The organism is Citreicoccus inhibens (genome assembly GCF_019039035.1).
GTDB classification, from domain to species: Bacteria; Myxococcota; Myxococcia; order Myxococcales; family Myxococcaceae; genus Citreicoccus; species Citreicoccus inhibens.
On record NZ_JAHNZT010000006.1, the window covers coordinates 59,205 to 72,247 of the forward strand.

Below are 13,043 nucleotides of genomic sequence, written 5' to 3' on the forward strand. Positions count from 1 at the left end.
CTGCCGTGAGCCCATCCATCGAGCAGGCCTCCGCGACGAGTGCGCGCCGCTTGCGGCTCCATGGCTTGAGCGTGGCGCTCGTCGCCCTGGCCGTGTACCTCCCCGCGCTGACGGGGAGCTTCGTCTACGACGACTATGCGCTCGTGGACGCGAACCCGTGGATCCAGTCTCCGGTCTGGCTCGGCGAGGTCTTCCGGCACCAGCTCTTCGGTTTCAACTCCGCCGCCACCGCGAGCGCCGCGTTCTACCGCCCGCTCACCCATGTGGCGCTGTTGGTCATCCACACCCTGGCGGGCGTGAGTCCCTGGGCCTACCACCTGCTCTCCGTGCTCTTGCACGCGGTGGCCTCGGTCACGCTGTGGTCCCTGACGCGGAGACTGGCGGGAGAACTGCGCCCCGACCTAGCGCTGGCCGCGGGGTTGCTCTTCGCCGTGCACCCGGTGCACGTGGAGGCCGTCGCGTGGATCAGCGGTCTCATGGATGTGGCCACGACCACGGCGGGACTCGGCGCGATGTGGATGCTCGCGACACGCGGCCTGACACCTCGGCGCGCCGTGGCGGGAGCGGCGCTGTGGCTGGTCGCGTTGCTCTTCAAAGAGGTCGCGGCGCTCGTTCCCCTCATGTTGCTCGCCTGGGAGTTCATGGACACCCAGGGCCCGCGCCCGCGTCGCGAGTTCGCGTGGCGCTACGGGGCGCTCTGCGCGGCGGGTGGGCTCTATCTCGCGATGCGCTGGAACGCGGTGGGATGGGCCGTGGTGAACTCCGGCTGGGCGGCCATCCCCCCGAGTATCGCGGGGCTCAATGCCCTGCCCCTCCTCGCGAGCTACGCGCGGCTGCTCACCGTTCCATCCGGGCTGAGCATCTTCCATGACTTCGAGCCCTCGACGTCCTTCACCGAGGGCCCCGTGGTGCTGGGAGCCCTGGTCCTGGTGGCGCTCCTCGTCGCGCTCGCGCGGCTGCGGACACGCGTGCCACTCGCCTGGCTCGGACTGCTCTGGCTCATTCTTCCGTTGCTGCCCGCGCTCCATCTGCGGGCGCTCGGAGAGAGTCCCGTGGCGGAGCGCTATGCGTATCTGCCTTCGGCGGGACTCTGCATCCTGTTGGCCATGGCCTGGAACGCGTGGGCGACGCGGGCCCCTCAACGCTCGGTCGCGCTGCTCGTGGGCATTGGCGTTCTCGTCGTCGCGACCGCGAAGACCTCCAGCCAGGTCCTCGTGTGGCAGGACGAAGTCAGCCTGTGGTCGAACGCGGTGGACGTGGAACCCGCATCTCCTGTCCCCGCCTATCAGCTGGGGGCCACCTTGCTCCGCGAAGGCGAGGCCGAGCGCGCGCTCCCGGTCCTGGAGCATGCCGTGGTGGTGCGCCCGACCTACTCACCCGCGGTCGAGGCCCTGGCGCAAGCCCTGCTCCAGAGCGGACAGGCCGCGCGCGCGCGCGAACTGCTGGAGGCAGCCATCCCCAGCGCGCCCACCCTGCCCTCGTTTCACTTCCGGCTGGGCGAAGCGCGGCGTGCGCTGGGTGACCTCGCGGGCGCGGCCCAATCGTTTCGCGAGGCCGCGCGGCTCGACACACACAGCACCGACGCCCGCGTATCGCTCGGAGAGGTCCTGCTGACGCTGGGCGACGTCCCCGCCGCGCGGGAGGCTCTCGACGAGGCCCGGGCGCTCTCCCCCAGCGCTCCCGCCGTGCTGAAAGCGTGGCAGCGCGCCCAGCCGGCGCCTGCCCCCGCGTTGAACGGGGCCACCTCCGACACCGCCCCCTGACCCGAAGCGCGGCGCGTCACCACGCGGCCCCAGGTGATGGAGGAACGCCCTGGAGACACTCAACCCGGAGTCAGCGCGGTGAGGCCAACCTGCCCCGCCGCGTCTCGGCGGAGGCGATAGAAGCGCCGCTCCGGCATGAGCGCGCGGAGCGCGGCTTCGACGCCTGGGCCGTCGTGCACCACGAGCACCCGATCGCTCAAGTCCGGCCGGGGGCGCCGCCACTCGAACACGAAGGAGCCCTGCTGCTTGAAGCGGGGAAACGAGAGCCACACCTGACCGTACTTCGGCGCCAGCACCACCGCGTCCTCGAGCGCGGGGTCATCCACCACCGAGTACAGCTGCTCGTGGATCTCCGCCTGCCGTCGCAGCGCGAGCCCATTCCAGACCGTGAAGGTGCCCATCGCGAGGAACAGGCTCAGGCAGAGCGCGCCAACGAGCGCGGTCGTGGGCAACGCGCGCTCGCGAAGCAGCGCCAACACCTTCACGGTCCCTGCCACCGCCATGAACGTGAGCGGCACCGCGGCGTCCGAGTAGTGGATGGGGCCCACCATGTGGAGGCCATGGTCATCGTGGATGAGCGCCACGGCGAGACTGGCCACGACACCCCACCCCAGCCGTCGCGACAGCGGATCCAAGACCCACCCGCTCGCCACCAGCAGCAGTCCCACCGGCCCCAGGAACCACAGCGCCAGCATCACCAGGTTGTAGCTGAAGTTGGCGCCGAACCGCTCCCAGAACCGCTCCGGGCTCCACACGCCCTTGAAGTACGACAGGTAGGGATGAATCACCTCGTTGTTCGAGGCGAGCCGCGGCGGGATGATTCCTCCGGTCACGACCACGGCGTGAATCACCGTCGCCACCAGCGGAATGGCGAGTCCCAGGGCGAGCCCTCCCACCATGCGCCCGGCCTCCTTCCGCCGGACCGCGGACACCACCTCGGTGATGATCAACGGCGCCGTCAGCGCCACGATCTCGAATGGCCGAGTCATCGCCGCGCCGCCCAGCGCCAATCCCGTCCAGAACCACGCCCTGCCCGTCCGCTTGTCCATCGCGACCACGAACGCCCAGAGGCCCAACGCCAGCCCCGCGCGAGACAACACGTGGGCATGCGTGGTGAAAGACAACAGCTCCACCATGGGTGAGGCGAGGTAGAGCGCGGCCGCCAGCAACGCCCCCGTCGGCCCATGACGTCGCGCCCCCCAGCCCATCACGCCCAGGACGCCCAGCGCGGCGGCCAGCGCGAAAACCGCGGGCCCCAGCCCCGTCAACTCCGCCGTGGCCCAGGCGAGTTGCACGCCCAACCAGTCCAACCCCGCCCACTGCCCGCCATGGCCATAGAGAAACAGGTCCGGGAATGCCGCGACCTGCGCGGGCCGAGGCAGCGCCACCTTCCCCAGCGCGAGCACCTGCCCGCCGAAGCGGGCAGCCCACTCGTCATCAGTGAAAGGAAAGTCTCGCAGGAAGAAGGCATGGCCCACACGCGCCAGCCCGAACGCGAGACACGCCCCCATCACCGCCCCCATCCGCTGCTCCGTGGGCGTCATCCGCTCCACGCGAGCGCTGACGGCCGCCAGCGCACGGACCATCCACGGCGCCAGGGCGACGCCCATCAGGCATGCGCCCGGGAGCGCGAGCAAGAGCGTGCCAAGCCAGAGATAGGCCTCCCCCGGACTCACCTGGGTCCATGGGGGCTGGAAGCTGACGAACATGCCCGGCGCGGTCTGCGTGAGCCCGAAGAAACAGCCATACAGGGTAACGCCGCAGAGCAGCAGGCCGACCCGATGTCGCGTGGTCATGTGGGCCCCAGCCTACCAGCCCGTGCGGCGGCCGCACGAGGTGACGTGAGCGACCCGCGCGCGCGTTGACGGGCGCGGCCCTCATTCATCATGCTTCCGCGCACCGCCCCTCTTCCCCCCGGTGCTCATTGATTCTTTTCACCCGGCATTGCTCCGCGCCGAACGAGACCCGCTACGTGAGCGAGTCACTCGCCTCGGGCCACACCGAAGGCGATGGGCCCTTCACTCGGATGGCGAGCCGCATGCTGAGCGAGCGGACAGCAGGGGCCCGGGTCCTGCTGACTCCGTCGGGAACGCACGCACTCGAGCTCGCGGCGCTCACGCTGGACGTGGGCCCCCAGGACGAGGTCGTCCTGCCCTCGTACACCTTCTCGTCCACGGCCAATGCGTTCGCGCTGCGCGGCGCTCGCCTGCGCTGGGCCGATGTGGATCCGCACACGTTCAGCATGGAGGCCCCGCAGCTCGAGGCGGCCTTGACGCCTCGCACCACGGTGGTGGTGACCATGCCCTATGGAGGCGTGAGCCAGGACACCGAGCGCATCGCGCGGATGTGCGCGGCGCGCGGAATCCGACTGGTGGAGGACGCCGCCCATGCGCTCTTCGCCACCACGAGCGGCAAACCGCTGGGCAGCTTCGGTCAACTGTCCGCCCTCTCGTTCCATCGGAGCAAGAACGTCTCGTGCGGCGAGGGGGGCGCACTGCTCATCACCGACCCCGCGCTGGCCGTGCGCGCGGAGATCCTCCGCGAGAAGGGAACGGACCGCTCGCGCTTCCTGCGCGGTGAGGTGGACAAGTACACGTGGCAGGAGGCGGGTAGCAGTTGGCTGCTGGCGGATGTGCTCGCGGCGGTCCTCGCAGCACAGCTCGAGCACGCCGAGGAGTCACAGCGTCACCGGATGGCCTTGTGGAATCGCTACCACGAGCGCCTCGTGGACCAGCAGGGCCGCCTCGGCCTCCAGCTCCAAGCCACTCCCGAGGGGACGCAGCATCCGGCCCACCTGTTCGCCCTCAGGCTTCCGGCCCACGTCAACCGCGCGGCGCTCATCCAGCGCATGGCGGGTGATCAAGTCCGCGTCGCCTCCCACTACGAGCCGCTGCACCTGTCACCGCTGCAGGCGCGCGTGCGAGCCGAGGGGGAGACCACACCGGGCCTTCCCGAGACCGAGGCCCTCGCGCCTCGCCTCCTGCGGCTCCCCCTCCACGGAGGCATGAGTCTGGAAGACGTGGACCATGCCTCCGCCGCGCTCATCCGCGGCATCGAACAGGGGGCTCGTGGGTCGTGAGTCGAGCGCTGGATACCCGAACCGAATCCTCCCGCGAGGGCCCGCGCTACTCCTTCGTGGTCCCCATCTACAACGACGGCGAGCTGGCGGCCGACTTCGCCGCCGAGTTCGAGCGCGTCTTCCAGCGCCACCTCGGACAGGAGCGAATCGAGGACCACGCCGAGCTCATCTTCGTGGACGACGGGAGCCGCAACGCCTCCGTCCACGTGCTGGTGAATGACGTGCTGCCACGCTTCAAGTTCGTGCGCGTCATCGAGCTGAGCCGGAACTTCGGCCAGCACATCGCGCTGTCGTGCGGCTACCAGCACGCGCGCGGGCAGTACGTCGGCATGCTCAACGTCGACATGGAGGACCCGCCCGACCAGATCCCCGCCCTGCTCGCGCACCTGGAGCGCGGGGAGGCGGACATCGTCCACGGCCTCTACGAGATGCGAGACGTCACCTGGTTCAACCGGGTGACGTCGCATGCGTTCAACTCGGTGCTCAACCGGCTCACGGGCTATGCCGTGCCGCAGAACAGCGCCACGCTGCGCATCATGAACCGGCGATTCGTGGACGCGTACAACTCGCTCACGGAGAAGAGTCGCTACATCCCGGGGTTGGAGTTCTGGCTCGGCTTCCGCCACGCCTACCAACCCATGCGGCACCAGCGGCGAACACGCGGCAGCTCCAGCTACAACTTCCGCCGCCGCCTGCGAATGGCCTTGGAGACCATCATCTCCTTCTCCGACCTGCCCCTGAAGATGGCGGCGGCGCTCGGCATGGGGATCGCGCTCGTGGGCCTGCTGATGGTCCTCTTCCTCGTCATCAGCAAGCTGTTCTTCGTGGACTACCAGGCCGGCTACACCTCCACCATCTCCATCACGGTCTTCCTGGGCGGCGTGCAGATTCTCGTCGTGGGACTGGCCAGTCTCTACATCGGCCGCATCCTGCGCGAGGTGCAGAACCGCCCGCTGTACGTCGTGCGAGAAGTCCACGAGGCCCAACGATGAGCGCCGCCGAGTTGCTGAAGCACCCCACGCCCGAGCAACTCCGCGAGCGCATCGCCACCGAAGGCTACGCCGTGGTCGAAGGCGTGATGCCCCCCGAGTACGTCGCCCAGGCGCGTGAGGACCTCGCGGGGGCCGTGGCGCAGGAGAAGGCCTGGCACCAAGGGCGCGCCTACCGTGACGAGAACATGGTCCTGGTGTGCTCCCTGTACGGCGGCGCCTTCTGGACGCTCTTCGACCAGGAGCCCGTCATGCGCCCCTTCGAGGCGGTCATGGGCTCGGGCTGCATCGTGTACGCCTACACGTCCTCGTCAATGCCGCCCCGGGGCAACAACTACTCGACGCGCATCCACGTCGACTGCCCGCGCCTCATTCCCGGGTACGTCACCAACATGGGCGCCACGCTGCTCCTCAATGACTTCACCGAGGAGAACGGCGCGACCTGGCTGCTGCCCGGGTCCCACACCCAAGCCGAGGCCCCGTCCGAGGAGGAGTTCTTCGCTCGGGCCCGCCGCGTCATCGCGCCCGCGGGCAGCGGCTTCTTCTTCAACGCACGGCTGTGGCACGCGGGCGGAGTGAACCGGACGGCGCAGTGGCGCCACGCGCTCACGCTCAACATGTGCCGCCCCTACATGAAGCAGCGCATCGACATTCCACGCGCCATGGCGCAGATGGACCTGTCGACCCTGTCCCCCCGCGCGCGGCAGAAGCTAGGATTCCTGGCGCAGGTGCCCGCCTCGCTCGACGAGTACTACGCCCCCCCCGCGCTGCGGAAGTTCCAGCAGGAGACCGAGTAGTGACCACGGCCAAGAATGACCAGGTGATTGCCGCCAACATCGCAGTCCACTCGCGACTGGCGGCCATCTACGAGAAGACGGAGCCTCACTTCCGCCCGGAGAATGTGCGCTTCGTGGAAGGGCGCCTGCGGGAGCTGGCCGCGCGCACCCAGGCGACGCGCATGCTCGACCTGGGGTGCGGCACCGGGTTCGTCATCCGCATCGCGAAGCACTTCGTTCCCGAGATTCATGGCGTGGACGTCACCGCCGCCATGCTCGAGCAGGTGGACCGGACGGGCCCCTCCCACATCACCTTGCACCAGCACGACACGGGGACCTTCCCCGCGGAGGCCGGCACCTTCGACCTGGTCACCGCCTACTCGTTCCTGCACCACCTCTATGAGGTCGAGCCCACGCTGAAGACCGCGGCACGCGCGTTGCGCTCGGGCGGGTGCTTCTACGCGGACCTCGATCCCAACTTCTATTTCTGGCAGCAGGTGGAGTCGCTGGAGCGCGGTGGAAACTACGCGCCGGTGCTGCGCCGGGAAATCGAGGCAGTCGCGTACAAGGACGAGGAGATGCAGCGCACCTACGGCATCGACGCCGAGACGTTCAGCCACGCCGAGTACGGCAAGGACTTCCTCGGTGGCTTCCGCGAGGAGGTGCTGCGCGAGCAACTCCAGCGCGCGGGCTTCGGCCAGGTCGACTTCCACTACTACTGGTTCCTGGGCCAGGCCGCCCTCGTGAATGCCCCGGGGGTCGCCTCCGACGTGCGCCAGAGCAACGCCGCGATGGTGGACGAGACGCTCAAGGCCGCGCTGCCGCTGTCTCGCCCCCTCTACAAGTACGTGGGCTTCACTGCCATCAAGGCGTGAGCGCCGCGACGCGCTCCCGCCAGCCCCAGATGGACCGGGGCGCGTCCGGCCCCTGGTTGAGCAGCAGGTCCACCACGCTCACTTCGTGAACGAAGGGAGGATGGAGCTGCGGGTACTCGGGGTAGCCCCGGTAGTTGAAGTACGTGAGCTGGATGCCCGCGGCGGCGAACGCGGCGGGGTCCAGATAGGCGGCCGCGGCGGGACCGGACACGTACTGCGTCGTCCCGAGCTGCGTCAGTAGGTCCATCAGCCGCGCCCCCTTGTGTCCCGCCAACGTGAACTCACGGGAGTCACGAAACGCGGTGGTGATGCCCAGCTCCTTCGCCAGGAGGAGGATGAGGTGCTGGTTGAGCGCGGAGAGGTGAGTCCATTCGCGCCCGAGCAAGGCCTCCTTGAGAAGCGGCTCGTAGCGTGGCCAGAAGGCGGCGTGCCGGTAGTTCTGGCGGAGGATGTCGAAGTGGCGCGCGGCCCAGGTGCGCTCGGTGAAGGTCACCTCGCAGATGAGCCGGTGAATCTTCGCGCCCACGGGGAGCGACAACCACTCGGGCCCTCGCGGCGTCTTGATTCGGTTGCGGTGGCGCCAGTCGTTCTTGGTGAACTGGACATCGTCGTAGAAGACGAACAGGTCCACCGAGCGCATCAGGTCGAAATACCCCTTCCACGGCAGGTAGTTGGACTGGAGCACCGCGACCTTCACGTCGTCACCTCTTCGTCCACGTGGGGCATCTCCGAGGCGAGCAACCCCATGTACAGCGCGTCCACGCGCCGCTCCCCGAGCAGGAACTCGCCGCGCAGGCGCCCCTCCTCCACGAAGCCCAGCGAGGCATAGGTGCGCCGCGCCGCCGCGTTCTCCTCGTGGACCACCAGCCAGACCTTGAAGAGGCCCAGCGTCCGGAAAGCGTGACGCAGCACCAGGTTGACGGCCGCGCGCCCCACGCCACGGCCTCGGTGGGTGGACTCGCCCACGTAGATGGAGAGCCGCGCGGTCCCCAGCCAGGCATCCACCCGGTCCAGGACCACGTTGCCCACATGTTGCCCGGCCTCGAGGATGGCGAACGCATGCACGCCGCTGTCGGGTGACAGCGCCCGGTGGATCCACTCGACCGTGCGCGCCATCGAGGGCTCGGCGCGCACGCCGACGCCCCACCGCACCGAGGGCTCCCGCATCCACCGGAGCATCGCCGGCGCATGCGCCAGGGACAGGGGCGCGAGACGAACCTCGCTCGCGCTCATGCGCCGCTCCCGCCCCCCGAGCTTCGCCCGGACGCGGCATGCGGCTCGTCCAAGTCATCCGTGAGGCCGTGCTTGGCCAGCCGGTAGCGGAACGAACGGAACGACAATCCGAGCAACTCCGCCGCGCGCGTCTTCACGCCCCCCGCCTGCTTGAGCGCGGACAACAGATAGCGCCGCTCGCTGTCGTCCAGGTGGCGCTCCAGGTTGAAGCCCGACCCCAGCGACGGCTCCCCGGCCTCGGCGTGACGTGCCACGGGCTCGGCCTCGCCCCGCACCGCGGGCGGCAGCGTCGAGGGTCCCAGCAAGTCCGAGTCCGACAGCGTGGCGGCGCGCTCCACCATGTTCTGCAACTGCCGCACGTTGCCTGGAAACGCGTAGTGCTCCAGCAGCGCCAGGGTCTCCTGCGCGAAGCGCAGGCCCGGTCGCCCCAGCTCCTCCGCCATGCGCGACAGGAAGTGGTTCGCCAGCACCGCGATGTCTCCCACGCGGTCTCTCAGCGGCGGCAGCTCCACGGTGATGACGTTGAGCCGATAGAAGAGGTCCTCGCGGAAACGCCCCGCCTGCACCTCGGCCTCCAGCCGGCGGTTCGTCGCGGCGATGACTCGCGCCACGAAGGGCACCTCCGCCGCGCTGCCCACCGGCTTCACCTTGCGCTCCTGCAACACGCGCAGCAGCTTCACCTGCGTGGCCAGGGGCATCTCCCCGACCTCGTCCAACATCACCGTGCCCTCGCCCGCCGAGGCCAACAGGCCCTGCCGCTCGTGCGTGGCGCCCGTGAAGGCCCCTTTCACGTGACCGAACAGCTCGCTCTCCAGCACGCCCTCGTTGAGCGCCGCGCAGTTGAAGGGCAGGAACGGCTGCGCCGCGCGCTGGCTGCGCAGGTGGATGGCCTTGGCCACCAGCTCCTTGCCCGTGCCGCTCTCGCCCGCGATGAGCACCGTGCTCCGGCTGGGCGCAACCTTCTCCACGAGCTGCCACACCGACTGCATGCGCGCGCTCTGCCCCACCAGGAGCCCGCCCAGCCCCGGCAACAGCCGCGCCTTCAGGTGGGTGTTCTCCTGCCGCAGGGCGCGCTTCTCCAGCGCCTTCTGCACCAGCAGCCGCAGCTCTTCGTTGTCGAAGGGCTTGCAGAGGTAGTCGTACGCCCCCTCGCGCATGGCCTCCACGGCGGCGGACGGCGTGCCGAAGGCGGTGATGAGCACCACCTCGGGCGGCTCACGCCGATTCCGAGCCTCGCGCAGCACGTCCAGCCCGCTGCCCGTGCCCAGCTTCATGTCGGAGATGACCAGGTCCACGCTCTCGCGAGCCAGCGCCTCGCGCGCGGGCTTCACGCCCGCCACGCTCGTCACCGAGTAGCCCTCTCGGATGAGCAGGACCTCCAGGTACTCGCGCATGGACAGCTCGTCGTCCACCACGAGGATGTGCCCGCGCAGCCCCACGTCTCCCGTCGTCGCGCTCACAGCGGCAACCCCACGATGAACTCCGTGCCTTCGGCGGGATGCGAGCGCACCCGGATGCTGCCCCCGTGCGCGCGAACGATGGAGTGCGCGGTGGACAGGCCCAGGCCCGTGCCGCCATCCCGGGTGGTGAAGAACGGCTCGAACAGGTGCCCCATCATCTCCTCCGTGATGCTGCCCGCCGAGTCCCACACGCGAATCTGCGCCTCACGCTCCGCTTGCGACAGCGCCACCCGCACCGCGCCCCGAGGCCCCGCCGCCTGCACCCCGTTGCGCACGAGGTTGATGAGCACTTGCCGGAGCTGATCCGGATCCACCGGCGCCGTCAGCCGGTCCGGCGCGGACACCTCCACCTTGACCTCGCGCGCCAGCGGATCCGCGCGCAGCATGTCCACCGTCTCCACCAGCAGCGCCTCCAGCGCCACCTGGCGACGCTGGGGCTCGGGCGGCCTCGCGAAGCGAAGGAAGTCCTCCACCAGCCGCGCCAGCCGGTCCGCCTCGCGCACCAGGATGCCGGTGAGCTTCTGAACCATCGCGTCGCGCGCGTACTCCTGCGACAAGAGCTGCGCCGAGCCGCGCATCGCGGCCAGTGGATTGCGTAGCTCGTGCGCCAGTTGCGCGGACAGCGCCCCCAGGCTGGCCAGACGATCCGCGCGACGCAGGTCCTCTTCCATGCGCCGCAGCTCGGTGAGGTCCTGGAAGACGATGAGGAGCGCGCCGGGCTCGCCATCCAGCGGCGTCACGGACAGCCCCAAGGTCCTGCGGCCTCCAGGCGTCTCCACGGACAGCTCGCCGCGGGACGCGCGCGGGGCCAGCGCGGCGGCGCCGGGCATCAATTTCTCAAGAGGCTGTCCCACGCACGCGGCCGGCTCCACATGAAGGATGAGGCTGCCCGCCGCGTTCACGAAGGTGATGCGGCGCTGCGCGCTGCACGTCACCAGGCCCGAGGGCATCGACGAGAGGATCTGCTGCTGGAGCCGTCCCAGCCGCCGCAGGTCCGCCTCGCTCTGCGACAGGGCCCCACCCGCCGCGAAGAGCTGCCGCGACAGGTAGCCCGACAGCACCGCGATGAGCCCCAGCGCGAGCGCGTTCCCGCCCAGGACGAAGAGGAGCCGGCCCGTGACGACGGTCCCCCCTTCCGCCACGGCGATTCGCCCCCCCACCAGCATGACCGTGAAGGCGAGCATCGAGCCCGCGGCGGCCCACAGCGCGCCGCGCCGATCGAGCACCGCGGCCGCCCCCATCACCGCGAGGCTGTAGAGGAACGTGAGCGGAGAGTCCGCCCCACCGCTCAGGTACACCAGGCCGGTGGCGATGACGACGTCGCTCAGCACCTGTCCCGCGGCATCCCCCTTGCCCGCCGTGCCCCGGCGCAGCCGCAGGCCCGAGACGACGGTGGAGATGTACGCGCCGACGATGACGGCGAAGAACCACGAGTCGGCGCGGCTGGGCTCCTGCAACGGATGCGTGAGCAGCCGCGCCACCGTGATGACGAGCGACAGGCTCGCCGACACGGTCCGGAACGACACCAACCACACCAGGCGCGTGCCCAGTCCACTGGACTGCGTGCGCGCGCCAACCTCCGCGGGACTACTTGATGGCACCGGCAATGGAGAAGATGGGCAGGTACATGGCGATGAGGAAGCCGCCGACCACGCCGCCGAGGAACACCATGAGAAGCGGCTCGATCATCGCCGTGAGCGCGCTGACGGCGGTGTCCACCTCGTCATCGTAGAAGTCGGCGATCTTGTTGAGCATCGTGTCCATGGCGCCTGTCGCCTCGCCCACGCCGATCATCTGCACCACCATGGACGGGAACACCTTGGTCTCCAGGAGCGGACCCGCGATGTTCTTGCCCTCGGAGATCTTCCCGCGCACGTAGTAGATGGCCTCTTCCACCGTGCGGTTACCGGCCGTCTTCGCCGTCACGTCCAGCGCGTCCAGGATGGGGACGCCGGAGGAGATCATCGTGCCCAGCGTGCGGGTGAAGCGCGCCACGGCCACCTTGCGAAGCACGGTGCCGAACAGCGGCGCGGACAGGAAGGCCCGGTCCCAGAACTTGCGGCCCTTGGGCTGGCGGTAGCTGTAGTTGAACGAGACCACCACCACCGTGATGGTGATGATGGCGTGCAGGTAGTACGCCTGCGCGATTTCGGAGATGTCCACCACCATCTGGGTGGGCGCCGGCAGCTTCTGGCCGAAGTCCGCGAACATCTTGGCGAACACGGGCGTCACCTTGAGGAGCAGCAGCGCCGTCACGCCGATGGCCACGAGGATGACGATGACCGGGTAGGTCATCGCGCCCTTGACCTTGCGCTTCAGCTTCTCGCTCTTCTCGCGGTAGGCCGCCAGACGGTTGAGGATGGTGTCGAGGATACCGCCGACCTCACCGGCCGCGCACAGCTGGATGTAGAGCTCGTCGAAGACCTTGGGGTGGTCCTTGAGGGCGTCCGCGAAGGTGCTGCCCTGCTCCACCTTGCCCTTGATGGCGAACACCACCTTCTTGAAGGCGGGGTTGTCCATCTGGCTGGCGAGGATGTCCAGACACTGCACCAGCGGCAGACCCGCGTCGATCATCGTCGCGAACTGACGGGTGAAGATGAGGATGTCCTTGCCCGTCACGCCGCCCATGCCGGGCAGGGAGATCTCCCCATCGAGCGCGCCCTTCTTGCGCACCTTCGTGGGATTGAGGCCGAGGGACTTGAGGCGGGCATTGACCGCCTCCACGTCCATGGCCTCCATCTCGCCCTTCTTCGTCTCTCCGCCCTTGGTCTTCGCCTCCCAGAGGAACTGGGCCGTGTTCTTCTTGGGCGCCGCCGCCTTCTGTTGCACTGCCGGTGCTGCCATACCTGGACCTCCGCGGAGGGGGGC

General features: G+C 69.2%; 11 protein-coding genes. 5 read left to right on the forward strand and 6 right to left on the reverse strand.

What is annotated here, in order from left to right; genetic code table 11:
* Window positions 1-5 precede the first annotated feature (5 nt).
* Complete coding sequence (locus KRR26_RS37610) at window positions 6-1,763, forward strand: tetratricopeptide repeat protein (RefSeq protein ID WP_217079728.1); 1,758 nt, start codon at window positions 6-8, stop codon at window positions 1,761-1,763.
* Between the two features lie 59 nt (window positions 1,764-1,822).
* On the opposite strand, the gene KRR26_RS10240 is transcribed toward KRR26_RS37610, so the two are convergent.
* Window positions 1,823-3,559, reverse strand: coding sequence for a glycosyltransferase family 39 protein (locus KRR26_RS10240; RefSeq protein ID WP_217079729.1), 1,737 nt, complete (start codon window positions 3,557-3,559; stop codon window positions 1,823-1,825).
* 128 nt (window positions 3,560-3,687) lie between these two features.
* Here KRR26_RS10240 and rffA point away from each other — a divergent pair, with 128 nt between their 5' ends.
* Genes rffA through KRR26_RS10260 form a run of 4 tightly spaced genes read left to right on the forward strand, consistent with a single transcriptional unit; the run spans window position 3,688 to window position 7,482 of the window.
* On the forward strand, window positions 3,688-4,842 hold the full coding sequence (gene rffA, locus KRR26_RS10245; RefSeq protein WP_217079730.1) for a dTDP-4-amino-4,6-dideoxygalactose transaminase: 1,155 nt from the start codon (window positions 3,688-3,690) through the stop codon (window positions 4,840-4,842).
* A complete protein-coding gene (locus tag KRR26_RS10250; RefSeq protein ID WP_120202783.1) occupies window positions 4,839-5,834 on the forward strand; it encodes a glycosyltransferase family 2 protein in 996 nt (331 codons plus the stop codon). The genes rffA and KRR26_RS10250 overlap by 4 nt, the downstream gene beginning before the upstream one ends.
* Window positions 5,831-6,628 carry a phytanoyl-CoA dioxygenase family protein gene (locus KRR26_RS10255; RefSeq protein ID WP_217079731.1) on the forward strand — a complete coding sequence of 266 codons (798 nt, stop codon included), beginning with the start codon at window positions 5,831-5,833 and terminating at the stop codon, window positions 6,626-6,628. The genes KRR26_RS10250 and KRR26_RS10255 overlap by 4 nt, the downstream gene beginning before the upstream one ends.
* Window positions 6,628-7,482, forward strand: a complete 855-nt coding sequence (locus KRR26_RS10260; RefSeq protein ID WP_217079732.1) for a class I SAM-dependent DNA methyltransferase — start codon at window positions 6,628-6,630, stop codon at window positions 7,480-7,482. Before KRR26_RS10255 ends, KRR26_RS10260 begins: the two co-directional genes overlap by 1 nt.
* On the opposite strand, the gene KRR26_RS10265 is transcribed toward KRR26_RS10260, so the two are convergent.
* Genes KRR26_RS10265 through KRR26_RS10285 form a run of 5 tightly spaced genes read right to left on the reverse strand, consistent with a single transcriptional unit; the run spans window position 7,472 to window position 13,019 of the window.
* Window positions 7,472-8,179 (reverse strand): WbqC family protein, encoded by a 708-nt coding sequence (locus KRR26_RS10265; protein WP_328707107.1) that lies wholly within the window; start codon window positions 8,177-8,179, stop codon window positions 7,472-7,474. The two genes, KRR26_RS10260 and KRR26_RS10265, sit on opposite strands and share 11 nt — an antisense overlap.
* Complete coding sequence (locus KRR26_RS10270) at window positions 8,176-8,715, reverse strand: GNAT family N-acetyltransferase (RefSeq protein WP_217079733.1); 540 nt, start codon at window positions 8,713-8,715, stop codon at window positions 8,176-8,178. Before KRR26_RS10270 ends, KRR26_RS10265 begins: the two co-directional genes overlap by 4 nt.
* Entirely contained in the window at window positions 8,712-10,175 is a 1,464-nt protein-coding gene (locus tag KRR26_RS10275) for a sigma-54-dependent transcriptional regulator (RefSeq protein ID WP_456237607.1), read from the reverse strand. The genes KRR26_RS10270 and KRR26_RS10275 overlap by 4 nt, the downstream gene beginning before the upstream one ends.
* Window positions 10,172-11,704 (reverse strand): two-component system sensor histidine kinase NtrB, encoded by a 1,533-nt coding sequence (locus KRR26_RS10280; protein WP_120203327.1) that lies wholly within the window; start codon window positions 11,702-11,704, stop codon window positions 10,172-10,174. Before KRR26_RS10280 ends, KRR26_RS10275 begins: the two co-directional genes overlap by 4 nt.
* 58 nt (window positions 11,705-11,762) lie before the next feature.
* A complete protein-coding gene (locus tag KRR26_RS10285) occupies window positions 11,763-13,019 on the reverse strand; it encodes a type II secretion system F family protein (RefSeq protein ID WP_120202792.1) in 1,257 nt (418 codons plus the stop codon).
* Window positions 13,020-13,043 lie beyond the last annotated feature (24 nt).